Annotated in this window: 25 protein-coding genes; 12 read left to right on the top strand and 13 right to left on the bottom strand. The window is 69.5% G+C overall.

Features of this window, described 5'->3' with window-relative positions:
- Positions 1 to 165: 165 nt before the first annotated feature.
- Entirely contained in the window at positions 166 to 1,023 is an 858-nt protein-coding gene (locus tag BLQ39_RS02625; protein WP_241977148.1) for a DUF4097 family beta strand repeat-containing protein, read from the top strand.
- Complete coding sequence (locus BLQ39_RS02620; protein ID WP_092321527.1) at positions 1,020 to 1,634, top strand: PadR family transcriptional regulator; 615 nt, start codon at positions 1,020 to 1,022, stop codon at positions 1,632 to 1,634. The genes BLQ39_RS02625 and BLQ39_RS02620 overlap by 4 nt, the downstream gene beginning before the upstream one ends.
- Before the next feature lie 98 nt (positions 1,635 to 1,732).
- On the opposite strand, the gene BLQ39_RS02615 is transcribed toward BLQ39_RS02620, so the two are convergent.
- Positions 1,733 to 1,987 (bottom strand): hypothetical protein, encoded by a 255-nt coding sequence (locus tag BLQ39_RS02615; protein WP_092321526.1) that lies wholly within the window; start codon positions 1,985 to 1,987, stop codon positions 1,733 to 1,735.
- A 57-nt stretch (positions 1,988 to 2,044) separates the two neighbouring features.
- Here BLQ39_RS02615 and BLQ39_RS02610 point away from each other — a divergent pair, with 57 nt between their 5' ends.
- The 4 genes from BLQ39_RS02610 to crcB all read left to right on the top strand — a co-directional run bounded on the left by BLQ39_RS02610 (position 2,045) and on the right by crcB (position 5,499).
- The gene (locus tag BLQ39_RS02610) at positions 2,045 to 2,488 is read left to right on the top strand and encodes a MarR family winged helix-turn-helix transcriptional regulator (protein ID WP_092321525.1); all 444 of its coding nucleotides are present in this window, start codon (positions 2,045 to 2,047) and stop codon (positions 2,486 to 2,488) included.
- 82 nt (positions 2,489 to 2,570) lie between these two features.
- Complete coding sequence (locus BLQ39_RS02605) at positions 2,571 to 4,709, top strand: APC family permease (RefSeq protein ID WP_092321709.1); 2,139 nt, start codon at positions 2,571 to 2,573, stop codon at positions 4,707 to 4,709.
- A 5-nt stretch (positions 4,710 to 4,714) separates the two neighbouring features.
- Positions 4,715 to 5,134, top strand: a complete 420-nt coding sequence (locus tag BLQ39_RS02600) for a fluoride efflux transporter FluC (RefSeq protein WP_092321524.1) — start codon at positions 4,715 to 4,717, stop codon at positions 5,132 to 5,134.
- A complete protein-coding gene (crcB, locus tag BLQ39_RS02595; protein WP_166784362.1) occupies positions 5,131 to 5,499 on the top strand; it encodes a fluoride efflux transporter CrcB in 369 nt (122 codons plus the stop codon). The genes BLQ39_RS02600 and crcB overlap by 4 nt, the downstream gene beginning before the upstream one ends.
- Positions 5,500 to 5,590: 91 nt before the next feature.
- On the opposite strand, the gene BLQ39_RS02590 is transcribed toward crcB, so the two are convergent.
- Entirely contained in the window at positions 5,591 to 6,676 is a 1,086-nt protein-coding gene (locus tag BLQ39_RS02590; protein ID WP_092321522.1) for an NAD(P)-binding domain-containing protein, read from the bottom strand.
- A gap of 150 nt (positions 6,677 to 6,826) precedes the next feature.
- Here BLQ39_RS02590 and BLQ39_RS02585 point away from each other — a divergent pair, with 150 nt between their 5' ends.
- Positions 6,827 to 7,060: a DUF3073 domain-containing protein gene (locus tag BLQ39_RS02585; RefSeq protein ID WP_092321521.1), complete on the top strand. Its 234-nt coding sequence runs from the start codon at positions 6,827 to 6,829 to the stop codon at positions 7,058 to 7,060.
- A 218-nt stretch (positions 7,061 to 7,278) separates the two neighbouring features.
- Here the strand turns inward: BLQ39_RS02585 and purM are convergent, their stop codons facing one another.
- Genes purM through BLQ39_RS02570 form a run of 3 tightly spaced genes read right to left on the bottom strand, consistent with a single transcriptional unit; the run spans position 7,279 to position 10,310 of the window.
- Positions 7,279 to 8,382 carry a phosphoribosylformylglycinamidine cyclo-ligase gene (purM, locus tag BLQ39_RS02580; RefSeq protein WP_092321520.1) on the bottom strand — a complete coding sequence of 368 codons (1,104 nt, stop codon included), beginning with the start codon at positions 8,380 to 8,382 and terminating at the stop codon, positions 7,279 to 7,281.
- Positions 8,379 to 9,968, bottom strand: a complete 1,590-nt coding sequence (gene purF / locus BLQ39_RS02575) for an amidophosphoribosyltransferase (protein WP_241982949.1) — start codon at positions 9,966 to 9,968, stop codon at positions 8,379 to 8,381. The genes purM and purF overlap by 4 nt, the downstream gene beginning before the upstream one ends.
- A gap of 24 nt (positions 9,969 to 9,992) precedes the next feature.
- A complete protein-coding gene (locus BLQ39_RS02570) occupies positions 9,993 to 10,310 on the bottom strand; it encodes a hypothetical protein (RefSeq protein WP_174775359.1) in 318 nt (105 codons plus the stop codon).
- A 117-nt stretch (positions 10,311 to 10,427) separates the two neighbouring features.
- Here BLQ39_RS02570 and BLQ39_RS02565 point away from each other — a divergent pair, with 117 nt between their 5' ends.
- Positions 10,428 to 11,450 (top strand): ribokinase, encoded by a 1,023-nt coding sequence (locus tag BLQ39_RS02565; protein ID WP_198417098.1) that lies wholly within the window; start codon positions 10,428 to 10,430, stop codon positions 11,448 to 11,450.
- A gap of 132 nt (positions 11,451 to 11,582) precedes the next feature.
- On the opposite strand, the gene BLQ39_RS02560 is transcribed toward BLQ39_RS02565, so the two are convergent.
- Entirely contained in the window at positions 11,583 to 11,942 is a 360-nt protein-coding gene (locus tag BLQ39_RS02560; protein ID WP_092321518.1) for a sterol carrier family protein, read from the bottom strand.
- 141 nt (positions 11,943 to 12,083) lie between these two features.
- On the opposite strand from BLQ39_RS02560, the gene purD reads away from it, so the two are divergent.
- Positions 12,084 to 13,352 (top strand): phosphoribosylamine--glycine ligase, encoded by a 1,269-nt coding sequence (purD, locus tag BLQ39_RS02555; RefSeq protein ID WP_092321517.1) that lies wholly within the window; start codon positions 12,084 to 12,086, stop codon positions 13,350 to 13,352.
- Between the two features lie 88 nt (positions 13,353 to 13,440).
- Here the strand turns inward: purD and BLQ39_RS02550 are convergent, their stop codons facing one another.
- A complete protein-coding gene (locus tag BLQ39_RS02550) occupies positions 13,441 to 14,949 on the bottom strand; it encodes a DHA2 family efflux MFS transporter permease subunit (protein WP_092321516.1) in 1,509 nt (502 codons plus the stop codon).
- Between the two features lie 87 nt (positions 14,950 to 15,036).
- On the opposite strand from BLQ39_RS02550, the gene BLQ39_RS02545 reads away from it, so the two are divergent.
- The 3 genes from BLQ39_RS02545 (at position 15,037) to BLQ39_RS02535 (ending at position 17,383) form a co-directional block, all read left to right on the top strand.
- Positions 15,037 to 15,960: a phosphoribosylaminoimidazolesuccinocarboxamide synthase gene (locus BLQ39_RS02545; RefSeq protein WP_092321515.1), complete on the top strand. Its 924-nt coding sequence runs from the start codon at positions 15,037 to 15,039 to the stop codon at positions 15,958 to 15,960.
- Between the two features lie 93 nt (positions 15,961 to 16,053).
- Positions 16,054 to 16,431: a VOC family protein gene (locus BLQ39_RS02540; RefSeq protein ID WP_092321514.1), complete on the top strand. Its 378-nt coding sequence runs from the start codon at positions 16,054 to 16,056 to the stop codon at positions 16,429 to 16,431.
- Between the two features lie 124 nt (positions 16,432 to 16,555).
- Entirely contained in the window at positions 16,556 to 17,383 is an 828-nt protein-coding gene (locus BLQ39_RS02535; protein WP_092321513.1) for a VOC family protein, read from the top strand.
- A 215-nt stretch (positions 17,384 to 17,598) separates the two neighbouring features.
- On the opposite strand, the gene BLQ39_RS02530 is transcribed toward BLQ39_RS02535, so the two are convergent.
- From BLQ39_RS02530 to BLQ39_RS02505, 6 genes are all read right to left on the bottom strand, one after another.
- Complete coding sequence (locus tag BLQ39_RS02530; protein WP_092321512.1) at positions 17,599 to 18,813, bottom strand: glycoside hydrolase family 1 protein; 1,215 nt, start codon at positions 18,811 to 18,813, stop codon at positions 17,599 to 17,601.
- A gap of 11 nt (positions 18,814 to 18,824) precedes the next feature.
- On the bottom strand, positions 18,825 to 19,745 hold the full coding sequence (locus BLQ39_RS02525) for an alpha/beta fold hydrolase (protein ID WP_092321511.1): 921 nt from the start codon (positions 19,743 to 19,745) through the stop codon (positions 18,825 to 18,827).
- Positions 19,742 to 21,484 (bottom strand): ABC transporter ATP-binding protein, encoded by a 1,743-nt coding sequence (locus BLQ39_RS02520; protein WP_092321510.1) that lies wholly within the window; start codon positions 21,482 to 21,484, stop codon positions 19,742 to 19,744. The genes BLQ39_RS02525 and BLQ39_RS02520 overlap by 4 nt, the downstream gene beginning before the upstream one ends.
- Positions 21,481 to 22,413: an ABC transporter permease gene (locus BLQ39_RS02515; RefSeq protein ID WP_092321509.1), complete on the bottom strand. Its 933-nt coding sequence runs from the start codon at positions 22,411 to 22,413 to the stop codon at positions 21,481 to 21,483. Before BLQ39_RS02515 ends, BLQ39_RS02520 begins: the two co-directional genes overlap by 4 nt.
- Complete coding sequence (locus tag BLQ39_RS02510; RefSeq protein WP_092321508.1) at positions 22,410 to 23,390, bottom strand: ABC transporter permease; 981 nt, start codon at positions 23,388 to 23,390, stop codon at positions 22,410 to 22,412. The genes BLQ39_RS02515 and BLQ39_RS02510 overlap by 4 nt, the downstream gene beginning before the upstream one ends.
- 116 nt (positions 23,391 to 23,506) lie before the next feature.
- Positions 23,507 to 25,168, bottom strand: coding sequence for an ABC transporter substrate-binding protein (locus BLQ39_RS02505; protein ID WP_092321507.1), 1,662 nt, complete (start codon positions 25,166 to 25,168; stop codon positions 23,507 to 23,509).
- Positions 25,169 to 25,333: the final 165 nt, after the last annotated feature.

Below are 25,333 nucleotides of genomic sequence, written 5' to 3'. Positions count from 1 at the left end.
GCATAACTTCCGGCCCGCCCGACCTGTGGAGGACAGGCGCAGGAACCGCACCCCTCGCGCCGCGGCCCGGCGCACCCCTTGCGCAACACCAACACGCGATATATCGTGTTCAGATGAGACGCGATATATCGCGTGCAGATGTTTTGTAAGAATGAAGGAGCAGAAGTGGAAAAGTGGTTAGTCACCCCCGGGCAGACCAAGGTCATCGACGTCGAACTGGTGCGGAATCTCAAGGTCGGCATGATCGCCGGCAAGGTTGACGTGATCGGACACGACGAGCAGGGCGCCCGCGTCGAGGTGCACAGCGTGACCGGCAAGGACCTCAAGATCTCGATGGACGGCGACACCCTCGAGATCGACCACCCGCAGTTGCGCTGGGACAACTTCATCGACGTGTTCGCGTCGTTCCGCGGCACGGCCAGGGCGGACGTCAGCATCATGGTGCCGCGCGACGTGGCCTTGAAATTCGGTGTCATCTCGGCCAGCGCACTCGTCTCCGGGCTCCGCAACGGCGCCCGGCTGAGCACCGTCTCCGGCGACATCGTCGTGGATGATGTGGTCGGCGACCTGGAACTCAACGGCGTGAACGGCGAGATGTCGGTTCAGGGTCATGCGGGCAACATCACGGCGCACACGGTCTCGGGCGAGATCACCGCGAGCGGGAGCATCCGCCGCTTCTCCCTTGACGGGGTCAGCAGCGACGTCTTCCTCGACATCGAAGGCACGCCGGACGAGATCAACACCAACACCGTCAGCGGCAACCTCACCGTGCGCCTCGGCGCCGACGTGGCCACCCGCTACCGCCTCAACACGGTGTCGGGCACCCTGCAACTCGACGACCAGACCATCAAGGGCACGCTCGGCAAGGGATACGAGGCCAGCAGCGGCGCGCTCGACGGCGCCTGGCTGGAGCTCCGGGCGAACTCCGTCTCCGGCAATATCTCGGTCGTGCGCCGTGCCAATGGGAGCCAGTCTCCCGCCGGCGAGGGGTCGACGGATGCCTCCGGGCAGGCCCGGGCATGACCCCCGTCTTCGCGCACGGCAGCCTCCGCCTGTACCTGCTCAGCCTTTTGGCCGAGCAGCCGCGACACGGCTATGAGCTGATCCAGGCGCTCAGCGAGCGGTTCGGCGGCACCTACAGCCCGAGCGCCGGCACGATCTACCCGCGGCTGTCCAAGCTCGAGGAGGATGGGCTCGTCACCAAGTCGACCGACGGACGGAAGACGGTCTACGTGATCACGGATGCCGGCCGCACCGAGCTCGCCGCTCGCGCCGGTGAGCTCGACGCGATCGAGAGCGACGTGACGGATTCGGTCCGACGCCTTGCGGACGAGGTGCGGATGGGCGTCAACGCGGCGATGAAGAGCCTGCGGGCCGACCTCGCCTCGGCCGCCCGGCAGGCCAGGGACGAGTCGGCCGGCCAGGCCGGGCACGGCGCCACCTCGAACCAGCACACCGAGTCGAACCTGGCGCTGCACGAGGCCGACATGGTGCTGAATGAGTTCCGTCAGAAGTTGCGCGCGGACCTGCGCACTCAGGCCTCCCGCGGGCGCGTGCCGGCGGAAGCCGTTCCGGAACTCCGCCGGCGCCTCGCCGAGGTGCGCGCCGACATCCTCGCCTCGCTCACCCGGTAAGCCCCGTGAGGGGTCGCATATCGACCTTCGTTTGCCCGCTGAAGGTCGATTTGCGACCCCTCAGGGGGAAGGTCAGAGGGGGTGAGGTCAGGGGGGCCTCAGGGGGTTACGTCGGGGGCCACGCCGGGCGTCGGGTGGTAGATCATCGTTCGCTCGCCGGAGCGGTCCACCTCGTGCAGAGACATGAGTTCACCGCAGATCGGGCAGACGGACCGCGCCTTCTCGGCCCGCACCTCGGCATCCGGCACGTCGGTGTACGGCCCGAGCGGCGGCGGCCCGATCCAGGGCAGCAGGGTCCGGTTGAGCCAGGCGGTCAGGCTTCCACGCTCTCGTGCAGGTTTGCTTAGTGCCATAACCGTTAGTCTACTAACCAATGGGACGGTGAACGCCGCCCGCGATTGGAGACGTCGATGGCCACGGATGAGTCGAACCTGCTCCGCCTCGAAAACCAGGTCTGTTTCGCCCTCGCGATCGCCTCCCGCAGCGTGATCTCGGTGTACCGGCCGATCCTCGAGCCCTATGGCCTGACGCATCCGCAGTACCTGGCGCTGCTGGCGCTCTGGGAGCGGAGCCCCCGGTCGGTGAAAGACCTCGGCGCCGAGCTTCGTCTCGATCCGGCAACGCTTTCACCACTTCTCAAGCGGCTGGAGGCGGCCGGCCTGGTCACCCGAAACCGCAGCGTGGTCGACGAACGCCTGCTCGAGGTCGCGCTGACCGAGGCCGGTGCGGACCTCCGCAGTGAGGCCGAGACGATCCCCCCGCGCGTGATCGACAGGCTCGGGATGACCATGGACGAACTCGAGGCCCTGCGGGTCTCCCTGTGGCGAGTGATCGACGCCGCCGGGACTCCGTAACGGATCGCGTGCGACTCCCCGCTGTGGCGCGCCGGTCCTGCAGCATTTGACAGGGGGGTGCAACAGAGTAGTGTCGTCCCTCGTGGCACCAGAGGGAACCCCCAAAATACCGGAAACGCGTTCACCGAAACGGTGGATCATCGGCGATCCGCTGCCGAGCGAGCACCTCGAGGGCCAACTGCTCCCCAAGCACCTCGCCCTGCCGATCTTTGCGAGCGACCCGCTGTCGAGCGTCGCGTACGCCCCGCAGGAACTTTTGATGATCCTCACCCTCGGCGGGCTCGCCTTCCTGAGCTTCGCGCCGTGGGTCGCCGGCGTCGTCGTGCTGCTCCTGATCACCGTCGTCGCGTCCTACCGGCAGCTGATCAAGGCCTACCCCTCCGGCGGCGGTGACTACGAGGTCGCGCACAAGAACCTCGGCGAGAAGGCCGGCCTCGTCGTCGCATCCGCCCTGCTCGTCGACTACGTGATGACGGTCGTCGTCTCGGTCGCCAGCGGCGTGGACAACATCATCTCCGCGATCCCCGAACTCAATCCGTTCCGGGTCGAGATGGCCGTCGTGTTCGTGATCCTGCTCGCCGCGGTCAACCTGCGCGGGGTGCGGGAGTCGAGCAAGGCCTTCGCCCTCCCGACCTACCTCTTCATCGCCAGCGTCGTCGTCATGGTCGTCGTCGGCCTCACCAGGACGATGCTCGGCGATGCCCCGGTGGCCGAATCGGCCGGATTCGACGTAGAGGGCGAGAACCTGGCCCAGACCGCGTTCATCCTGTTGCTGCTGCGCTCCTTCGCCAGCGGATGCAGCGCGCTCACCGGCGTCGAGGCAATCGCCAACGGGGTGCCGGCATTCAAGCACCCGAAGGTCAAGAACGCGCAGTCGACGCTCGCCCTGATGGGCGGCATCGCCATCGTGCTGTTCATCGGGCTCACCACCCTCGCGCTGATTGCGCAGGTGCATTACGCGGAGAACCCCTGCGACCTGATCGGCTGGGACGAGTGCGCGACGAATCCGCAGCGCAGCCTGATCGCCCAGATCGCCGCCGCCACCTTCGGCAACAACTCGATCATGTTCTTCGTGTTGCAGGCCACAACCGCGGCCATCCTGCTGCTGGCGGCCAACACCGCCTTCAACGGTTTCCCGCTGCTCGGATCGGTGCTGGCGAAGGACTCGTACGCGCCGAAGTCGCTGAGCACCCGCGGCGACCGCCTGATCTACTCCAACGGCGTGCTGATCCTGGCCCTGGCGGCCATCATCATCATCATCGTCTACCGGGCGAACCTGACGCTGCTGATCCAGCTCTACATCATCGGCGTCTTCGTCTCCTTCACCCTGGGCCAGACCGGCATGGTCAAGCACTGGATCGCCCTGCTCCGCAAGAATCCGCCGAACCGCGGAGAGATCATCCGGAGCATGTCGATCAACGCGTTCGGCGCGCTGCTCACCGGGGTCGTGCTCATTGTCGTGACCGTGACGAAGTTCACGCACGGCGCCTGGCTCGTGTTCCTGCTGATGCCGGTGCTCTTCGTGCTCATGCTCGGCGTCAACCGCTACTACCGGGATGTCGCCAAGGAGATCGAAGTCGACCCGGTGACCACCTTCGGATCCAAGGGCGACCACGCGATCGTGCTCGTGGGCAAGATGCAGAAGCCCGTGCTCAAGGCCCTCGACTACGCCATCGCCGCGCGGCACGAGAGTCTCGAGGCCGTGCACATCTCGATCGACGACCAGGAGACCAAACAGCTCAAGCGAGACTGGGTGAAGCAGAACATCCAGGTGCCGCTGCGCATCGTCTCCTCGCCGTATCGCGACATCAGCTGGCCGCTGATCAGCTACATCAAGGATCGCCGCGAGGAGCACGGCTCCGAGGTCGTCACGGTGTACACGCCGATTTACATCGTCGGGCACTGGTGGGAGAACCTGCTGCACAACCACAAGGCCAGGCGCCTGCGCCAGAAACTCATGCTCGTGCACGGCGTGACCATCGCACTCGTGCCGTGGCTGCTGGACTCCTCTGAACTCATCTACGGGCGCCGATCCCGGCCGATCCCCGGCCAGGACCGTCGCGGCGAGCCGGTGCGTCCGCGCCCGGTGCCGCGCAAGCCGCTGACACCGGCCGCGGTGGAAGCGGCGAATCGGGCTGCCGCGACGGCGAAGCCCCCGGTCGTCGGCTCGACCCCGCCGCAGTCCCGGCCGTCGGCGTCGCGCCGTCGGAAGCGCAAGTAAACCAGATGCCGCTCGCGCTGGCAGCTTTCCTCGGCGGCGTGCTCGGCACCGGCCTGCGCCTGGCCACCGACCTCGTTTTCCCGCATGCGGATGCCGGCTTCCCGGCCGGCACGCTCGGCGTCAACGTGCTCGGGGCGCTCATGCTCGGCTGGCTGGTCGGCGGGCTGTGGACGCGCCCGGGCATTCCCCGCTGGTTGAAGGTCGCGCTCGGTCCCGGCCTGCTGGGATCGTTCACGACGTTCTCGGCCGTGACGGTGTCGCTTGTGGAGCAGTCCTCCGCCGGGCTGTGGGGACTCGCGGGCCTCTACCTCCTGGCCACCCTCGCCCTCGGCTTCGGCGCCGCGGCGTTCGGCCTCTGGGCGGGCAGCCGGCTCGCCCACCGGCCGATCCCGGTCGAGATACCCGACGACGGGAGCACGCTGTGAGCGGCTGGGTCGCCCTGAGCGTGCTGGCCTGCGGGGGCGGGGCAGCGGTCATCCGTTACCTCGTGTCCCGGGCGCTGCCGGTGCGGCCCGGTCACATCCCCGGCGGCGTGCTGCTCGTGAACGTGACGGGCGCGATGATCGGCGGCGCGGCGCTCGGGCTCGCCGAGCGGGCGGCCATCTCCGAGGACCTCCGACTGATCATCCTGACCGGGGTATGCGGCGGCCTCACCACCTTCAGCACCTGGAGCGTCGAAACCCTCGAGCTCGTCGACAACGGACGCTGGCGGGCCGGCCTGGTCAACGTCGGCGTCACCCTGCTGCTCGGCGTCGTCGCCTGCGCCGTCGCCTACCTCCTCGCCCGCTAGGTTTCCCCCCGCACCTCCCCCGCGAAACCGCAGTTGTGCGCGTTATTCGTGCGTTTTAGCGCGCACAACTGCGGTTTCGCGGGGGCTGAGGTCAGAGCAGGGCCATGACCTGGCGGGCGATCACGCGACCCGCCCTGGCCGCACCGATCGTGCTCGCCTGCGGTCCATAGCCGGCGAAGAATATGCGCGGGTCGGTCCAGGATGCCCCGGCGCCCACCGTCACGCCGCCGGCCTTCTCCCGTAGCCGGAGCGGTGCCAGATGGCGGAGCTCGGGGCGGAACCCGGTGGCCCAGACGATGGCGTCTGCCTCGGTGAACCGGCCGTCCGCCCAGCGCACGCCGTGCGGTTCGATCGCCTGGAACATGGGCTCGGCAACGAGCAGGCCGCGCTCGATTCCGGCCGCGATGCGCCGGCTGACCGGGACGCCGGTACCGCTGACGATGCTGGGCAGGGCGCGGCCCGAGCGGGCCGCCTCGTCCTGGGCGGCGACCGCTGCCGAGGCTCCCTCGAGGTCGAGCTCCCCGGTGTGCACCCAGTCGATGGGTCGGCGCGCCGCCCAGGTCAGCTCCGCGGCGACACCCTCCAGCTCGAGCAGGAAACCGATGGCCGAGGTGCCGCCGCCGACCACGACGACCTTCCGGCCGGCGAAATCCTCGGCGGAGGTGAAGGTCGCGGTGTGCACCTGCTGCCCGGCGAAGGACTCCGCCCCGGGGTAGTGCGGCAGGAAAGGAGCCCCCCAGGTTCCGCTGGCATTGACGAGGACATGGGCGCTGATCTCCTGGTCGCCGTATGCCGCGGACCGGGTGGAGACGACGAGGTCCGCCCCCCGGTTGGCCACGGAGGTGACGCTCACCGGCCGCACCACCCGAAGATCGAAGTGCGCCTCGTAGCGGTGGTAGTACTCCGCGACGACCTCGCGCGCGGGCCGCGACCGGTCCGCGGTGTCGAAACTGATCCCGAGCGCGCTCATGCCGGGCAGGTCGTTGACCCGGTGGGCGGTGCCGAGGCGGAGGGCCGGCCAGCGATGCTGCCAGGCTCCGCCGGCATCCGGGCCCCGATCGAGGACGACAAAGTCCGTTCCGGCGACGAGATGGAATTTGCGCAAGTAGTGGGCGACGGACAGTCCGGCCTGCCCCGCGCCGATGATGACGACGGGCACGGTCAACTGGCTCGCCATCACACCTCATTCCAGCATCCGCGCCTGTGAACGGCGTCGGCGAGCGCTTGCGCCCATCATGCTAAACTAGCGCCTAGATTTCACCATTCCGTTCGGCAACTCCCGAGTGACTCATTCCTCACTCGGCCTGGCATCGTTAGGGGGTCACGCATGGGGCGCGGCCGTCAAAAAGCAAAGCACACCAAGGTTGCCCGCGAGCTGAAGTATTTCAGCCCGGACACCAACTACAACGCGCTCGAACGCGAGCTCACGGGGCATCCGGTCACTGATCCGCGCCTCGATGAGGACCTGGCCAAGTGGCCTGAGTACGACGCGCCCAAGCCGGATACCGACGACGAGTACGTGGACACCTACGCGACCGAAGACGAGCAGAAGCGCGCCTAGGCGGCAGTTACCGGCATGACGCGCGGCGACTCAGCCGCCGGATGCGCCGAGTGTCGCCGTTTACGCCGAGTGTCGCCGTTGGAACGGCGACTCTCGGCGCTTTCTGCGACTCTCGGCGCTTCCTGCGACTCTCGGCGACAGGGGTGCGCGGGGTGAGAGCCAAGCGGGATGCGGACGGGATGCGGCCGAGCGGGCACGCTGGCCGCGGGCGCACGGATCTAGTGGGCGAACGACCCGACGAGGCGCACCGCGCCGCCGTTGACGCCCTTGGCGCCCTGCTCGAAACCGGCGAAGTCTCGCGGCGCGGTCGACACCCGGCCGGCGACCCAGGACGGGATGCCGTCGGCCGCGAGGCGTGCAATCACAGAGGAGGCGGAATCCGCGGCCACGACCGCGAACATGCCCACGCCGAGGTTCCAGGTGCCCTCCGAGCTTTCCAGGGACGCCCCGGCCATGTCGCTGAGCACCCGGAACACGGCTGAAGGCGACCAGGTGGCGCGGTCGACCTCGACCCAGGACCCGACGGGGAGCACGCGCGCGAGGTTCGCGGCGATGCCGCCGCCCGTGACATGGCTGAGCGAGTGCACGGCTCCGGCCAGGTCGGGGTCGGCCAGCACGCCGAGCAGCGGGCCGGTGTACAGGCGCGTCGGCTCGAGCAGGACCTCGCCGACGACGCCGCCGAGGTCATCCGACGTGTCGGTGTAGCCGATGCCGCGCTGGGACAGGATGTGGCGGACGAGGGAGTAGCCGTTGGAGTGCAGGCCCGAGGATGCCATCGCGACGACGATGTCGCCGTGACGCACGTTCTCGGCGCCGAGCACCTGGTCGGCCTCGACCACGCCCGTCGCTGCGCCGGCGACGTCGTAGTCATCCGGACCGAGCAGTCCGGGATGCTCCGCGGTCTCGCCGCCGACGAGGGCCGTGCCGGTCTCGGTGCAGGCCCGGGCTATGCCCGCGACGATGGACGCGATCCGCTCAGGGACGACCTTGCCGCAGGCGATGTAGTCGGTCATGAACAGCGGGCGCGCGCCGACGACGACGATGTCATCGACGACCATGCCGACGAGGTCCTGGCCGATGGTGTCGTGCTTGTCGATCGCCTGGGCGATGGCCACCTTGGTGCCGACGCCGTCGGTCGAGGTCGCCAGCAGCGGTCGGCGGTAGTCGGTCAGGAACGACACGTCATAGAGTCCGGCGAAGCCGCCGAAGCCGCCCATCACCTCGGGGCCGTGCGTGCGGGAGACGGCGGCCTTCATCAGTGAGACGGCCAGGTCGCCGGCAGCGGTGTCCACTCCGGCTGCCGCGTAAGAAGCGTTGCTCATTCCTGTCTTCCTGGGTCGCCGAACGGGATTTGCCCTTGCCGGGCCAGCGCACCCTCGCGCAGGGTGGCCGGGTCGAGCACTGCTTCGAACTCCGCGTCCGGCCCCGGGTCGCATCCGTTGGATGCGACGGGGCGCTCGAGCAGATTCTTGCCGAGGAGCGCGGAGTCGGGCAGCGGGATCGGGTACTTGCCCGTGAAGCAGGCGGTGCACAGGCGCTCGCGCGGCTGCTCGGTGGAGGCGATCATGCCCTCCTCGGAGAGGTAACCGAGCGAATCCGCGCCGATGACCTGGCGCACCTCGTCGACGCCGAGTCCGGTCGCGATCAGCTCCGCCCGGGAGGCGAAGTCGATTCCGTAGAAGCAGGGCCAGGTGATGGGCGGGCTGGAGATGCGCACGTGCACCTCGGCGGCGCCGGCCTCGCGGAGCATGGCCACGAGGGCGCGCTGCGTGTTGCCGCGCACGATCGAGTCGTCGACGACGATCAGTCGCTTGCCCTTGATGACCTCTTTGAGCGGATTGAGCTTGAGCTTGATGCCGCGCTGGCGGATAGTCTGCGACGGCTGGATAAAGGTGCGGCCCACGTAGGCGTTCTTCACCAGCCCCTGGCCGAAGGGGATGCCGGACGCCTGCGCGTAACCGATCGCGGCCGGGGTTCCGGATTCCGGGGTCGGGATGACGAGGTCGGCTTCGACCGGGTGCTCGGCGGCCAGGCGGCGCCCCATTTCGACCCGGGCCTCGTGCACTCCGCGACCGGCGATGGTCGTGTCGGGCCTGGCCAGGTAGACGTACTCGAATACGCAGCCGGCGGGCTTCGACTCGGCGAAGCGCTGGGAACGCAGCCCGTTCTCGTCGATGGTGATCAGCTCACCGGGTTCGACCTCGCGCACGAAGGTGGCCCCGACGATGTCGAGGGCGGCGGTCTCGGACGCGACGACCCACCCTCGCTCGAGGCGGCCGAGCACCAGCGGGCGCACGCCCTGCGGGTCGCGGGCGGCGTAGAGAGTGGTCTCGTCCATGAAGACGAGGCAGTACGCGCCGCGCAGGTGCGGCAGAACCTCGAGCGCCGTGGACTCGAGGGTGTGGTCGAGGTCGCCGGTGAGCAGCGCGGTGACGACGGCGGTGTCGGTCGTATTGCCGCGGGCCAGTTCGCCATCCGTCTGCGGGTAGCGCTCGTGCACGAGCTGGAGGAGTTCGGCCGTGTTCGTCAGGTTGCCGTTGTGGCCGAGCGCGATGGTGCCGGCGGCCGTGCGGCCCAGGGTCGGCTGGGCGTTCTGCCAGCTGGATGCCCCGGTGGTCGAGTAGCGGGTGTGCCCGACCGCGATGTGGCCGAGGAGGGTGCTGAGGGATGCCTCGTTGAAGACCTGGGCGACGAGGCCCATGTCCTTGTAAACGAGGATCTTCTTGCCGTCGCTGGTCGCGATGCCGGCCGATTCCTGGCCGCGGTGCTGCAGCGCGTAGAGGCCGAAGTAACTGAGCTTGGCCACCTCTTCGCCGGGAGCCCAGACGCCGAAGACGCCGCAGGCATCCTGCGGGCCCTTCTCACCAGGAAGAAGATCGTGACCTAATAGTCCGTCGCCACCGGCCAAGCCGCAGCCCCTTACTTGAGTGTGTTACTCGGTTTTTTCGGTATTTTCGGTGGTGCTCAGTCTATCCGAGACGGCCTGTGCGGTCGTTCGCCGGAGCAGTCGGTCAAGGATGAGCGCGACCAGGCTGCCGAGCGCAACGCCGAGCGCAACGCCCGCGAGGAGCAGGAAGCCGAAGACCTGGGATCGGTCGAAGTCCTCATTCTCCGGGAAGGTGACGGTGAACACGAGGGCGAGGATCGCCCCGAGCGCGGCGCCGACGATCATGAAGCTGAAGTAGCGCGGCGAACGGTGCACCGTCACGGTGGTTGCCGCGTCGGAGTCGGTCGGCCCGGGGGAAGTCACCTGTTCATTCTCGCACGTCCCTCGCCTCTGTACTCCGGCGCAGGTGCGGGCGCCGGCAGGTGCGGGCACTGGCAGGGTGCAGGCGCCGTCAGGGGCGGGCACTGGCAGACTGTCCCGGTGAACAGAATTGCGGTACTCGGCAGCGCGAACATGGACCTCGTCGTGCATCAGGAGCGGCTCCCCCGGCCGGGCGAGACGATCTTCGGATCGGGCTTCACCACCGTGCCGGGCGGCAAGGGCCTCAACCAGGCCGTCGCCGCCGCCCGGCTCGGCGGCTCGGTCGACTTCCTCGGCGCCGTGGGAGCCGACGCCTACGGGACCGAGCTTCGTGCGCTGCTCGCGGCCGAAGGCATCCGGGCCGACGGGCTCGCCTCGTCGCCCGCGCCGACCGGCACCGCGCACATCTCCGTGGTCGATTCGGGGGAGAATTCGATCGTCGTGGTGTCGGGCGCGAACAGCACGGTGACGGCCCTGACCGCCCAGCAGCGGGCGACCATCGAAGCGTCGGCGTTCCTCGTGATGCAGTGCGAGCTGCCGGTGCCGGTGCTCGTGGAAGCCATCGCTGCAGCCAGGGCCGCGGGCGTCTTCACGGTGCTCACGCCCGCGCCGGTCGTTCCGCTGCCCAGCGGATTCCTCGCCTCGGTCGACCTCGTCGTGCCCAACCGGATCGAGGCCGCCGAGCTCACCGGCGAGCCGGACCCGGTTCGCGCGGCGGAGCTGCTCAGCGCCGGCAAGACCTGGGCGATCGTCACGCTCGGCGCCGAGGGATCCGTCGTCGCGTATGACGGCGCCGTGCTGGGGCTGGCCCCGGCCCGCCCGGTGCGCGCGGTCGATACGACGGCGGCCGGGGACACCTTCGTCGGTGCGCTCGTGGCGCGGCTGGCGGTTTCGACTGCGGGGGCGGCCGCGGGGGCAGGTGCGGGTGCAGGTGCGGGTGCAGGTGCGGGTGCAGGTGCGGGGCCGGCGGCCTCGGGTGCGGCTGCCTCGGGTGCGGCTACAGCCGCCGGGTCGGCTCCGAGCGAGGCCGCGATGGTCGAGGCGGTGCGCTGGGCGACCGTCGCCTCGTCAGTGTCGGTCACCCGGCATGGAGCAACCAGCTCGATGCCGACCGAGGCAGAGGTCGCCGCGATCCTGGGCTGAGCCCGCGCGCATCCTGGGGATTTCCCCGGCTGAGATGCGGAGAAAGTACCTTCGTTGGCCCGGGGAAGGGTGTTTGTCCGCAAGTCAACGTCGGGCCGAGCATGACTGGCGTGTGAGCTCCTCCCGGCGGCGTCAGAGCAGGGGCAGCTCGCCGGCGAGATCCGCCCGCTGGCCGGACGCGTGGATGCGCCCTGTCGCCACCCCGTCGGACCAGCCGAGCGACCCGGTGGCGAGGGCGAGCCAGGTTGCGACATCCGTTTCGACGACGTTCGGCGGCGTGCCCCTGGTGTGACGCGGGCCGGCAACGCACTGCACGGCGCCGAACGGCGGCACCCGCACCTCCACGGTGTTGCCGCTCGCCTTCTCTGCGAGCAGCTGCAGCGTGTAGCGAACCGCCAGCGCACGGATGTCCCGGCTCGCGCCCCCGGCATCCGCCCCGCACTCCCGCACGGCGGCCGTGCCCGCCGCATCGTCGATCCTCGCCCTGGCCATGGGTCCAGTCTGCCCGGTCCGGCCGGGAAGTCGGACAGCGCGCCGATCACGGCCGACCGGCACCCGACCGGCACCCGGCCGGCCGCGTCGGGCCGTGACGCGGGAGGGGACGCGCGCGGCCGGATCGGCTAGCCTGAACGCGTGAGAATTCTGGTCCTCGGTTCCGGTGCCCGCGAGCACGCCATCATCACCGCGCTGCTCCGCGAGGAGCCGCGCCACCACGTCGTGGCCGCGCCGGGCAACGCCGGCATCGCCGCGGACGTCCCAGTCGTGCCGCTCGATGCGACCGACGCATCCTCGGTCACCAACTACGCGATCGAAAACAACATCGACCTCGTGGTGATCGGCCCGGAGGCGCCCCTCGTTGCCGGCGTCGCCGACGCGCTCCGCACCCGCGGCATCCCGGTCTTCGGTCCCGGTAAGGCCGCCGCCGCCCTCGAGGGCAGTAAAACGTTCGCCAAGCACATCATGGAGGAGGCCGGCGTGCCGACCGGTCGCGCCGTGCGCGCCGGAACACTCGCCGAGGCCAGGGCCGCCCTCGACGAGTTCGGGGCGCCGTACGTCGTCAAGGCCGACGGCCTCGCCGCCGGCAAGGGCGTGCTGGTCACGAGCGAGCGCCCCGCCGCCGTCGCCCACGCCACGCAGTGGCTGCAGCACGGCAGCGTGCTGATCGAGGAGTTCCTCGACGGAGCGGAGGTCTCGCTGTTCCTGCTCAGCGACGGCCACACCGTGCTGCCGCTCTCCCCCGCCCAGGACTACAAGCGGCTCGGCGACAACGACGCCGGCCCGAACACCGGCGGCATGGGCGCCTACTCGCCGCTGCCCTGGCTCGACGCCGAATTCGGCAGCGAGCAGGCCTTCGTCGACGAGGTCATCGACACCATCGCGTTACCCACGGTGCGCCGCCTCGCCCACGAGGACACCCCGTTCATCGGGCTGCTCTACTGCGGGCTCATTCTGACGGATGCCGGCATCCGGGTGATCGAATTCAACGCCCGCTTCGGCGACCCCGAGACCCAGGTCGTGCTGCCGCGCCTGCTCACCCCGCTGTCCGGCCTGCTGCTGGCGGCGGCGACCGGATCGCTCGGCGGGCTGGCCCGACCGGAGTTCTCTGACGAGGCCTGCGTGACCGTGGTGCTCGCCAGCGAGAACTATCCGGAGGCGCCGGTCACCGGGCGCGTGATTTCGGGGCTGGATGCCGCATCCGCCGTGCCGGGGGTCACGATCGCGCACGCCGCCACCGCCGCCCGCGGCGACTCGTTCGTCGCCACCGGCGGCCGGGTGCTCAGCGTCGTCGCCACCGGCTCGGGCTTCGCCGAGGCGCGCGCGCGCGCCTACCAGGCGCTGGGCGAGATCACGCTGGCCGGCTCGCAGTTCCGCACCGACATCGCCGCCCGCGTCGCGGGCTGAGCGGCGGGGCTACCCGCGCCCTGGGCTGGCTGTTGCCCTACCGGACGGCCGTGGCCGGCACACCGGCGACAGGTGTCCGATTCGGCACCTATTCCGCTTGAACGTCGGCGGCAGCGGGCGCGGCCGCGGCGGCCCGCGGCCCCCAGGTCGGCGCCTTCGGCCGGGCGAAGAAGGCCACGGCGAGCGCGCCGAGCAGGGCCACGGCCGCCGGCAGGAACAACGCCTGGCCCATGGCCGCGCTGAACCCGGCCTGCAGCGCCTCCGGGAGGCCTCCGGCTCCGGCCGTGCCGCCCTGCGCCGCCGCGCCAGCACCCGCGGGCAGCTCGGCCGAGAGGCGCGCCTGCATGATGGCCGCGATGCCGGCGCTGCCGAGCACGGCGCCCACCTGGCGGGTCGTGTTGTAGACGCCGGATCCGGCACCCGCGTCCCGGGGCGGCAGGTTGCGCGTCGCGGTGGTCGCCAGCGGCGCCCAAATGCCCGCGCTCGCGAACCCGAGCAGGGACAGCGGCAGGACGAGGTGCCAGATCGGGACATCCTCGGTCAGGATCGAACCGAGCCAGAACAGCGAGCCGGACAGGAAGACCAGGCCGACGAGCGCAATGTACTTGGGGTTCATCCGGTCAACGAGCTTGCCGACGACAGGGGCGAGTGCGCCGGTGATCACGGCCATCGGAACGAAGAGCAGGGCCGACTGGGTGGGGGTGAGCCCGCGCACCGTCTGCGCGTAGATCATCAGCGGGATCGCCATCCCGGTGAAGGCGAAGCCCACCGTGGTGATGGCGAGGTTGGAGAGCGAGAAGTTGCGTTCGGCGAACAGGCCGAGCGGAAGCAGCGGTTCGCCCTTCTGCACCGCCTGCCAGATCACGAAGCCGGCCAGCACGAAGATGCCCGCGAAGATGAGTCCGAGCACGGTGAACGGGCCGGAGATGAGGCCCCAGTCGTAGCGCGGGCCCTCCTGGATTCCGAAGACGATGAGGAACATGCCGACGGCGCTGAGCACGACGCCGAGCAGGTCGAAGCGGTGCTGGTGGGTGGTGAGGGTCGGCACGAGCCGCCAGGCCAGGATGAACGCGACCACGCCGACAGGAGCGTTGATGAAGAAGATCCACTCCCAGCCGGCCGCGTCGACGAGCACGCCGCCGAGGATCGGCCCGGCGAGCGTGGCGACGCCGGCGACGGCGCCCCACAGGCCCATGGCCTGGCCGCGGCGATCCGGCGGGAAGATGCGCGTGATCACGGCCATGGTCTGCGGCGTCATCAGCGCCGCGCCGAGCCCCTGCACCACGCGGGCCACGATGAGCATGGTGATGTCCCCGGAGAGGCCGCACCAGACGGATGCCGCGGTGAAGATCACGAGGCCGCCCAGGTACATGTTCTTCGGGCCGAACCGGTCGCCGAGCCGGCCGGTGATCAGCAGCGGCACCGCGTAAGCGAGCAGGTAGGCGCTCGTCACCCAGATCACCGCGTTGATGTCCGCGTCCAGCCCGGTCATGATCGCCGGGGTGGCGACGGACACGATGGTGCTGTCGACGAGGATCATGAAGAATCCGATGACGAGCGCCCAGAGCGCCGGCCACGGTTTCGTGACGTTTTCCATGTGCTCGGGTCCTTGCTGGAGAGAGTGGGATCGAGGTCTCGCTGACCAACTTCAGTAGCGTACGCGCAGTTGCGAGAGAATGGAGCCGTGACCGCATCCAGCCAGCCGACCGCATCCGCCGCCCTCGACCTTCCGGGCTGGCGGCACGCCTACTCGGGCAAGGTACGCGACCTCTACGTTCCGGACGGAGCGCCGGACCTCGCGGCCGCCGAACGCGTGCTCGTCGTGGCCAGCGACCGGGTGAGCGCGTTCGACCACGTGCTCGAGCCGGGCATCCCGGGCAAGGGCGAGCTGCTCACGACCCTCAGCCTCTGGTGGTTCGACCGGCTGACGGGGGTACCGAACCACCTGCTGCCCGAGCACACCCTGTCCGGGAGCCTGATCCCGGCCGCCGTCGCCGGCCGCGCCATGCTCTGCAAGACCCTCGACATGTATCCGGTCGAATGCGTCGTGCGCGGCTACCTCACCGGCTCCGGCTGGAAGGAATACCAGGCCTCGCAGACGGTGTGCGGCATCCCGCTGCCGGCCGGCCTGCACGACGGCGACCGCCTGCCGGAGCCCATCTACACGCCGGCCTGGAAGGCTCCGCTGGGCGCGCACGACGAGAATATCTCCTTCGAGCGCACGGTCGAGCTGGTCGGGGCGGATGCCGCGGCCGAGCTGCGCGCCCTCTCGCTCGAGATCTTCGGCCGGGCATCCGCGATCGCGGAGGATGCCGGCCTGATCCTCGCCGACACGAAGTTCGAGTTCGGCGCCGACCGGGAGACCGGGCTGACCCGGCTCGCCGACGAGGTGCTCACGAGCGACTCGAGCCGCTACTGGGATGCCGCGGCGTGGCGCTCCGGCCGGACGCCGGCCGAGCGCATGGCCAGCTTCGACAAGCAGATCGTGCGCGACTGGCTCGCCGCACACTGGGACCAGTCCGGAGAGCCGCCGCTGCTGCCGGCCGAGATCGTGGAGCAGACCGCTTCCCGCTACCGGGAGCTGCTGGAGCGGCTGACCGGGGCGTAGCGCCGGCCCCTCGCCGTTTCCGCTGGGTGCCGGACCCCGGCGGCGCGGATGCTCGGATGCGCTCCGGGCGGGGGGCCGGGTAGCCTGCTGCTCATGCGAATCAAGATGTGCAGCATCCATGTCGACGACCCGGCGGCGGCCTTCGAGTTCTACACGCGCACCCTCGGCTTCGAGGAGCTGGTCGTGATGCCCGACTACCTGCTGTACGTGGTGAAGTCGCCCGACGACCCTGACGGGGTCGGCCTGCTCCTCGAGCCGAGCGACAACCCGGTCGCGAAGGCGTACCAGCAGGGTGTGCACGCCCTCGGGCTGCCGGCGATCGTCTTCGGCACCCCCGACGTGCGGGCCGAACACGAGCGGCTGCGCGCCCTCGGCGTGCGTTTCACCGCCGAGCCGACGACGGATCCGGCCGGCACCACGGCGGTCTTCGACGACGGATGCGGCAACCTGATCCAGCTCCACCAGGACTAGCCCGAGTACCGGGCGGGGCGGGGCGGGGAATAGGGCAGGCCCGCGGAATACGGCGGGGGCGGCATCCGTTACTGGTGTCGTGACTACTCGATCTGCAAACGACCTGCTGGCCGCCGACACAGGGATGGGCGCGGTGACCCTGCGCGTCGGCAACCTCGACGCGATGATCGCCTACTACCGCGACGCCGTCACCCTCGAGCTGCAGAGCCACGACGGCCCGGTCGCCGTGCTCGGCCGTGGGACCACGCCGATCGTGATCCTGCAGCACGCACCCGAGCTGGCCGCGCCGGAGCCTCGCTCGGCCGGACTGTTCCACACGGCCATCCTGTTCGACACCCAGGCGCAGCTCGCCGCGGCGGTCTACTCGGTCGGCACGAGGCATCCGGGCAGCTTCACCGGCAGCGCGGACCACCTGGTCAGCCAGGCCTTCTACTTCACCGACCCCGAGGGCAACGGCATCGAGCTCTACTGGGACCGCGACCGGTCCGCCTGGAGCTGGACCCACGGACAGGTCGAGATGGACACCCTCCACCTCGACCCGAACGCGTTCATCTCGGAGCACCTCACCGAGGAGGGACAGGCCCACCCGTCGTTCGGCAACGCCATCGTCGGGCACGTGCACCTGTCCGTCGGCGATGTCGGAAGCGCCCGGGCGTTCTACGTGGACAAGCTCGGCTTCGAGGCCACCGCCACGTTGGGCCCGTCCGCGCTGTTCGTGTCGGCCGGCGGCTACCACCACCACATGGCGATGAACACCTGGAACAGCGCGGGCTCGGGCAAGCGGCGCCTGGCGCTCGGCCTCGGCGAGGTCGACATCATCGTGCCCACCGGCGACGACCTCGGCGCGCTCGGCGAACGGATGTCCCACTTCCGCGTGCAGACCCGCCACGACGGTCAGACCCTCAGCTTCGACGACCCCTGGGCGAACCAGATCACCGTCCGCACGGCGTAGGCGCGAGTCGCCCCGCGCCGAGTTGGCCCGTTCCGGTCGAGTTTGATCGGCACACCAGGCAAACTCGACCGCAAGTGGCAAGGTCGGCGCACCGATGCCGCGGCGTCGCGTCGTTCCCAGGCCGCCGAGAGTCGCCGTTTACGCCGAGGTGACCCGGTAGAACAGCGACACTCGGCGTAAACGGCGACTTTGGGCGAACGCGGGGCGGGGCGCGGCTAGGCGGCGGGGACCGCGACCGGCGCCTCAACGGGCACGTCGGGCAGCGCGTTGGCCTTCGCGACCTCGCCGAGCCAGGCGAGGCTCGGCTTGGGGGTGCGCACGAACGTCTCCCGGTCGACCGCGATGAGCCCGAACGTCGGGCGGAATCCGCTCGCCCACTCGTAGTTGTCCAGGGCGCTCCAGTGCAGGTAGCCGAGCACGTCGATGCCGTCGTCCATGGCCGCCTTCAGCCCGCGCAGGGCGCCGTCGGCGTAGGCGATCCGGCGGGTGTCGTCGGCCGTGGCGATGCCGTTCTCGGTGACCATGACCGGCACGTGCCCGCTCAGCTCCCAGGCAGCGCGCACGCCGAGTTCGAGCGCCGGCGGGAAGAACTCCCAGCCGGTCAGCGTGGTCTCGACGTCGCCCCGAACCGGGATGGGGCCGTCCGGGCCGATGAACGTGCGCGTGTACGCCTGCACGCCGATGAAGTCGTCGCCGCGGGCGTTCTCGAGGTACCAGTCGTCGCTCGGGTAGGCGTATTCGCGCAGCTTCTCGTCCGCGCCGGGCTCGCCCGTGGAGTGGAAGGCCTGGGTGGCGACGGTCCAGCCGGACTTGAGCCCGCTGACCGAGGACAGCACCTCGCGCGAGCGTTTGTGCGACTCGAGCAGGGCATCCGCCACCTGCAGGTCGGGCCGCGGCAGGCCGAACGCGACCAGGTTCGCGGCGGTCTCCCCGCCGGCGAGCATGGCCGCGATGTTCGGCTCGTTGATCGTGCAGACGTAGTCGACGCCCTCGGCGACGATCGGCAGCGCGGCCTCGGTGAAGCGGGCGAACAGGTCGGGCGCGTCGGGGTTGCGCCAGAAGCCGCGCGCGAACATCCACTGCGGCACGGTGAAGTGCATCAGGGTCACGACGGGGTTCAGGCCGAACTCGTGGGCGGTGTCGACCATGCGCCGGTAGTGGTCGATCTCGGCGCGGGAGACTTCGCCGGGCGCCGGCTCGATCCGGCTCCACTCGATGCTGAAGCGGTAGGAGTTCAGGCCGGCATCCGCGAGCAGCTTCATGTCCTCGCGGTAGCGGTGGTAGCTGTCCATCGCGTCGCCGCTGGGCTCGACGATCTGCGTGCCGGCGGCGTGCTCCTTGACCCACCAGTCGTTGTTGACGTTGTTGCCCTCGACCTGGTGCGCGGCGGTCGCGGCGCCCCAGAGGAATCCGTCGGGAAAGTTCTGCATGGTGCTCCTTGTCATCTGGGCTGCCCGGGTTCCGGGCGTGCCCTGCTGTCGGTGGGGTCGGGCGCTGCGGGCGCCGGGCGCCCCCAGAAGTCGTGGAGCACGGCGGCGGTCGCGCCGGGGTTCTCGCGCTGCGGCGAGTGTGCGGCTCCGGGGATGACCAGGTAGGGCGCGTCCAGCCGGGCGGCCATGGCGCGTTGCCAGTCCTGCGGCCAGGCGGCGTCGTCGACGCCGTGGGCGACCAGCACCGGGAGCGCGGTTGCCGCCAGGTCGACGGTCGTGTCGGTCTCGTCGGCGAGAATGCGGATGGCGCCGAGGAGGTTCTCGTCGCTGGTGCGCGCCAGGCGCAGCCGCCTGAACGCCTGGTCGGCGGTGAGCTCCTCGTCGGGCCGGCCGACGAGGAGCGGGTTGTCCCGGTCCCACCAGGCGGCCGATCCTTTCGCCCGCACCAGGGCCGCGTTCTTCGCGTTGCGTCGCGGCCAGCCGTGCGGGCCGGAGCAGAGCAGCGTGATGTCGGCGAAGAGTGCCGGCGAGGCGATCGCGGCGGCGCGCGCCACGATTCCGCCGAAGCTGTGCCCGACGAGGTGCACCGGCCGGCCCTGGCCCACCTGACGCGCGACGGCGAGCAGGTCACCGGCGTACGCGTCCAGGCTGTACTCGTCGACGCCGACCGGGGCGACGGAGTCCGCCTGCCCGCGCTGGCTGTACGCCCAGGCCTCCCAGCCCTCGGCCGCGACGAGCGGCAGGAAATCGAGGAAGTCCTCCTTCGACCCGGTGAAGCCGGGCACGAAGAGCACCACGCCCCGAGGGGCGCCGACCGGCCGCGCGTGCAGCGCGGTCAGGAGCCCGACCGGAAGGGACAGCGCCACGACCTCCACACCGCTCGGCACGGGCATCCGCCCGAAGGGGTCGGTCGGGGCGTACTCGGGCGTCATGCCGAGCCGCCTGGGGTTCTCCGGCCGGGGTTGGGGATCGCGTCGAGCAACCGGACCGTGTAGTCGTGCTGGGGGTTCTGCAGCACGGATGCCGTATTGCCGGATTCGACGACCGCGCCCTTGTTGAGCACCATGATCTGGTCGGTGACCAGCCGCGCGCTCAGCAGGTCGTGGGTGATGTAGAGCATGCTCACGCCCCAGGTTTCGCGCAGGCCCTCGAGCAGGGCGAGCAGTCCGGCGCGCAAGGACACGTCGAGCATCGACACGGGCTCGTCGGCGATGATCACCTGCGGGTCGCTGGCGAGCGCCCTGGCGATCACGACGCGCTGGCGCTGGCCGCCGGAGAGCTGGTGCGGCAAACGGGCCGCGAACTGTTCGACCGGGGTCAGGCCGACGGTTTCGAGCAGTTCGAGCACGCGGCGCCTGGCGTCGCGGCCGCGCAGCCCCGAGTAGTTCACGACCGGTCGGGTGAGCGTGTACTCGACGGTGTGCAGCGGGTTCAGCGCCGCGTACGGGTCCTGGAACACCATCTGCACCTCGCGGTGCAGGCTCTTGAGCCCCCGGCGCTTGACCTTGTCGATCTGGAGGTCGCCGAAGGTGATGGTGCCAGAGGTCGGATGCTCGATCCCGGTGATCATCTTCGCGATCGTGCTCTTGCCGCTGCCGCTCGCTCCGACGAGCGCCATCGACGCTCCCGGTTCGAGGGTGAACGACACGTCGTCGACGGCCAGCACCGGCTGGTCGGCGCGGCTCGGCCGCGGGTACAGCTTGGAGACGCCGGACACGACGATCGCCTGGTGCGCGGCGCGGCCCTCCCGGGTGCGCGCGGGCGCGTGGGTTGGTGCAGGAGTCGGGGCAAGCTCGATGGTCTCGACCGGCTCGACCGGCTCGACCGGCTCGACCACCGAGGCGCGGAGCGAGCCGCGCGACGCGAGCCCCGGCACCTCGACGACCTCCGCGCGCGGGTCGCCGTAGTGGCTGAGCAGCATTCGGGTGTACTCGTGCTGCGGAGCGTTCAGGATGTCCGCCGAGGACGCATCCTCGACGATCTGGCCCTCGTGCATGACCATGACCCGCTCGGTGACCTCGAGCACGATGCCGAGGTCGTGGCTGATCAGCACGGCGGTGAAGCCCATGGACTTCTGCAGCTCGCGAATGGTGTCCATCACGGCGTGCTGCACGAGCACGTCGAGGGCCGTGGTCGGCTCATCGAACACCATCAGCCGCGGTTCGAGCGAGAGCGCCAGCGCGATCGAGACGCGCTGCCGCATCCCGCCGGAGAGCTCCCCCGGGAACCGGTCGAGCACGCTGCCCGGCAGCTCCACCTTGCCGGCGAGCTCCTGCGCACGGGCCTCGCGGTCGCGTTTGGCAACGTGGCCGTGCGCCTCGAAGATGTCGAAGAAGTGGTTCCGGATGCTGCGCACGGGGTTCAGCGCGTTCATCCCGGACTGCAGCACCATGGCGAAGCCGCCCTGGCGCTGCACGCGCACGGCTTTGGGGTCCATCTCGGCGATGTCGACGCCGTCGAAGAGGATGCTGCCGCCGCCGATCATCGCCGGCGGCTTGGACAGCCGGGTCAGCGCGAAGCCGAGGGTGGACTTGCCGGAACCGGACTCGCCGACGAGGCCGACGAACTCGCCCGGCTGCAGGTCGAAGGAGACGTCCTTGACCGCGTAGACGCGTTCGGCGCCCTTCGACGCGTAGACGACGGACAGGTCACGAACGCTCATGAGGCTCATCGTGAGGCTCCTTCCCGGAGGCGCGGATTGCTCAGCCCGTCGACGCCGAAGTTGATCAGGCTCAGCGAGGTGGCGAGCAGGGAGATGCAGAGGCCGGGGGCGAAGAGCACGATCCACTGGCCGGTCAGCAGGGCGTTGCTGTTCTGCGCCCAGAAGAGCATGGTGCCCCAGCTGACGATGGTCGTGTCGCCGAGGCCGAGGAACTCCAGCCCGGCCTCGGCGAGGATCGCGGCGGTCGCCGCGGCGAAGAAGTTCGTCACGATCAGCGAGGTCATGTTCGGCAGGATCTCCCGGAACACGACCCGGCCGGGGCTCTCGCCGCTGAACACGGCGGCGGTGACGAAGTCCCGCGAGCGCAGCGACTGCGTCTGCGACCGGAGCACCCGGGCGCCGGACGCCCAGCCGGTGATCACGACAACGAGGATGATCATCCCGATGCCGCCGTTCTGCAGGTACGCGGCGATCACGATCATCAGCGGCAGCGCCGGGATCACGAGGAAGAGGTTGACCACGAAGTTGATCACGTCTCCGGCGACCGTGCGGATGTAGCCCCAGCTCAGGCCGACCAGCACGGCGATGAGCGTGGCGAAGATCCCGGCGGCGAAACCGACGAAGACGGAGACCCGCGCGCCCCAGATGATCTGGGACAGGACATCCTGCCCGGCGGCGGTCGTGCCCAGCCAGTGGGCCGCGCTCATGTCTTCGCTGCGGCCGAAGCTGTTGTCGGTGGCGCTGTACGGCGCGATCAGCGGGGCGAAGACGGCCAGGGCGATGAAAGCGCCGAGGAGCACGACGCCGATGCGCGCCTTGGGGACGCTCCAGATCGTCGCGATGGCCCGCCAGACGACGCGAAGCGGATTGGCCGGACCGTCGATCTCGGCCGGGACGCCCCGGTTCGCCAGCGCGGTGGACGTGTTCGTGGATGTCATCGCCGTGTCCTCGGGTCCAGGATGCCGTACAGGATGTCGACAATGAAGTTGGCCAGCAGCACGCTGATCGTGATGATCAGGAACAGAGCCTGCATGAGTGGGTAGTCCTGGTTGGTCACCGCCGTGTAGAGCAGGTAACCGACGCCCGGGTAGGCGAAGACCCGCTCGACGAGCAGCGAACCGCCGACGACGGCGCCGAGCGCGAGCCCGAAGGACGTGAGGTTCGGCAGAATGGCGTTCCGGGCCGCGTAGCGCAGCGCGACGGTGCGCGGGCGCAGGCCGTTCGCCTCGGCGAAGGTGACATAGTCCTCGCCGAGCGTGTTGATCATGGTGCTGCGCATCCCGAGGATCCAGCCGCCGAGGGAGGTGATCAGGATCGTCGTGGCCGGCAGGATCGCGTGGTACAGCGCGTCGCCCACGAAGGCGAGCGAGAACTCGGGCGTCGCCGATCGGCTGAAAGCGCCGGAGGTGGGGAACCACCCGCCGACGTAGCCGAGGAAGAAGACCAGCAGCAGTGCGGTCCAGAAGTACGGGAAGGCGCTGGCGAAGGTGCCGCCGACGGTGGGCAGCGTGTCGAGCCAGGTGCCCCGCTTCCAGGCGGCGAGCACGCCCAGCAGCGTGCCGAAGATGAAGGCGATGATCGTGACGAGCCCGACCAGGATGATGGTCCACGGCAGGGCGGCGGTGACGAGTCCGGCGACGCTCTGCGGGAAGAAGGTATAGGAGACGCCGAAGTCGAAGCGGGCGACACTGCCCAGGTAACTCAGGTACTGCTCCCACATGCTGCCGGTCGGCACGCCCAGCTGGGCCTCGACGGCGGCCTTGGTGGCGGGGCTGACCGGGCCGTTCTGCGCGAGCTTGGCGAGCGCGGCGTCGGCGGGCGACCCGGGCATGAGCCTGGGGAGCAGGAAGTTCAGCGTGATCGCTGCCCACAGCGTGAGCGCGAGCAGCCCGACCTTGTTGAGCACAAAGCGCACGGCGATCTCCTTTCGTTCTGGAGTCTGGCGGTGAGGCCGGTGAATCGAGGAAACGGGAGGCCGGCAGCGCGGGCGGGACAGGGCAACCGCCCCGCCCGCGCGTCAGGCCGAAAGGGCTAGGAAGCCTTTTTCAGGTTGGTCAGGATGAGCAACGGCGTCGAGTTCCACGTGTTCGGCGGCGCGTATGCGTTGTCCTCGGTGGGCCAGCCGGTGAAGTTCTTGTCGCTGTAGAGACCCCAGAGTCCGCCATAGAACATGCTGATCACGGGGAGCTGCTCGTACACGACGCCCTGGAGCTCCGCGGCGATCTGCTTCTGCTCTTCCTCGCCGGTGGCTGCCTTGAGGTCGGCCAGCAGGGCGTCGACCTTCGGGTCAGTGAAGCGCTGGAAGTTCGCGGTGGTCGAGGTTCCGACCGGGGTCGCGAACTCGCTGTTCAGCAGGCGGTTGAAGTCCTCGAAGACGCTGCCGGTGCCACCGAAGCCGGTGATCGCGATGTCGAAGTCACCGTTGTTGAGGGCCTTGTAGTATGCGGCCGGCTGCGGCTGGCTGAGCTTGACGTCGATCCCGAGCTTGCCGAGCTGCGCCTGGACCGTCTGCAGTCCCTGCAGCCAGTCGGTGTACCCGTTGGCGGTCGTGATCGTGATCTTGAGCTGCTTGCCGGCCTTGTCGACGAGCTTGTCGCCCTTCTTCGTGTAGCCCGCCTTCTCGAAGGCGGCAAGCGCCTTCTCGGTGTCCTGGCCGATGGCCCCGCTGTTCGGCAGGTCCTCGCTCAGCCATTCCTCCTGGTTGGGCAGCAGCAGACCGGACTGGCCGGCCGCCTCCACGTAACCCTGCTCGGCATCCACGGCGATCTTGTCGCGGTCGAGCGCGAAGCTCAGTCCCTCACGGAAGTCGAGGTCGTTGAAGGGCGCCTTGGTCAGGTTCGGGAGCAGGGCGATCGTGCCGCCCGGGGGGAACCAGTAGCTGTTGTGCTGCTTGTCGGCGTTGACCCAGGTGCCTTCGACGTCGGTCATGAACGCGTAGGCCCAGTCGTAGCCGTTGTTGACGACGTCGAGCTGGCTGTTGGCCGCGGGCAGCACGAGCTTGTCGACGGCGACCTTGTCGGCCTGCCAGTAGTCCTTGTTCTTCTTCAGCGTGTACTCGTTCGGGCTGAACTTGTCGAGCACGTAGGGGCCGCTGGCGACGGGCTCCTCGTTGGTGAAGGTCAGCGGGTCCTTGACGTCCTTCCAGATGTGCTCCGGAACGATGAGCTGCTGGTTGATGATGGCGACGGCCGGGACATCCTCCGCCTTGAGGTGGAAGACGACCGTGTCGTCCTTGACCTCGAGGCTCTTGATGTGCTGCCAGGCGCCCTGCACGTCCAGGGCCGGGGTGGCCTTGATCAGGTTGAACGTGAAGGCCACGTCGGCGGCGGTGAACGCTGTGCCGTCTGACCACTTCACGCCGGTGCGGATGTCGTAGACGACGGTCTGCGCGTCGGGCAGGGTGTTGCCCGTGGCCAGGAACGGCGTCGCCTTGCCGTCGAGGGTGTTGATGACCTGGAGCGGCTCGTACATGTAGGTGGTGGCCACGCGCTTGCTCGGGGAGAACGGGTTGAAGTTCTTCTCGAACGTGGGGGAGCCGTTGTCGGCGGCGACGAGCAGGGAGCCGTCACTCGCCGGAGCGTCGTTGTTTGCCTTGTTCTTGACGTCGATACTGCAGGCGCTGGTTGCCAGCACTGCAGTCACCCCGATTACGGCCAGGGCCGTGCGGGTGATGCGCCCTCTCAGATGCTTCATTGCAGTGGAACTTCCTTCGTGTCGTCGTTGACTGGGGCTGCTGCGGCCGACGTCCTGCCGGGAACAGGAGCGCGCAAAGCGAGTGACATTGAGTGTAAGCGCATACATTCAGCGAGTCAAGTCATTTCTCGCGCGAGGAACCATCCCCTCGCCAGGAGCCCGCTC

The organism is Cryobacterium psychrotolerans (assembly GCF_900101115.1).
In the GTDB taxonomy this organism is placed as follows: domain Bacteria; phylum Actinomycetota; class Actinomycetes; order Actinomycetales; family Microbacteriaceae; genus Cryobacterium; species Cryobacterium psychrotolerans.
This window is presented reverse-complemented; position numbering and strand designations above follow the sequence as displayed.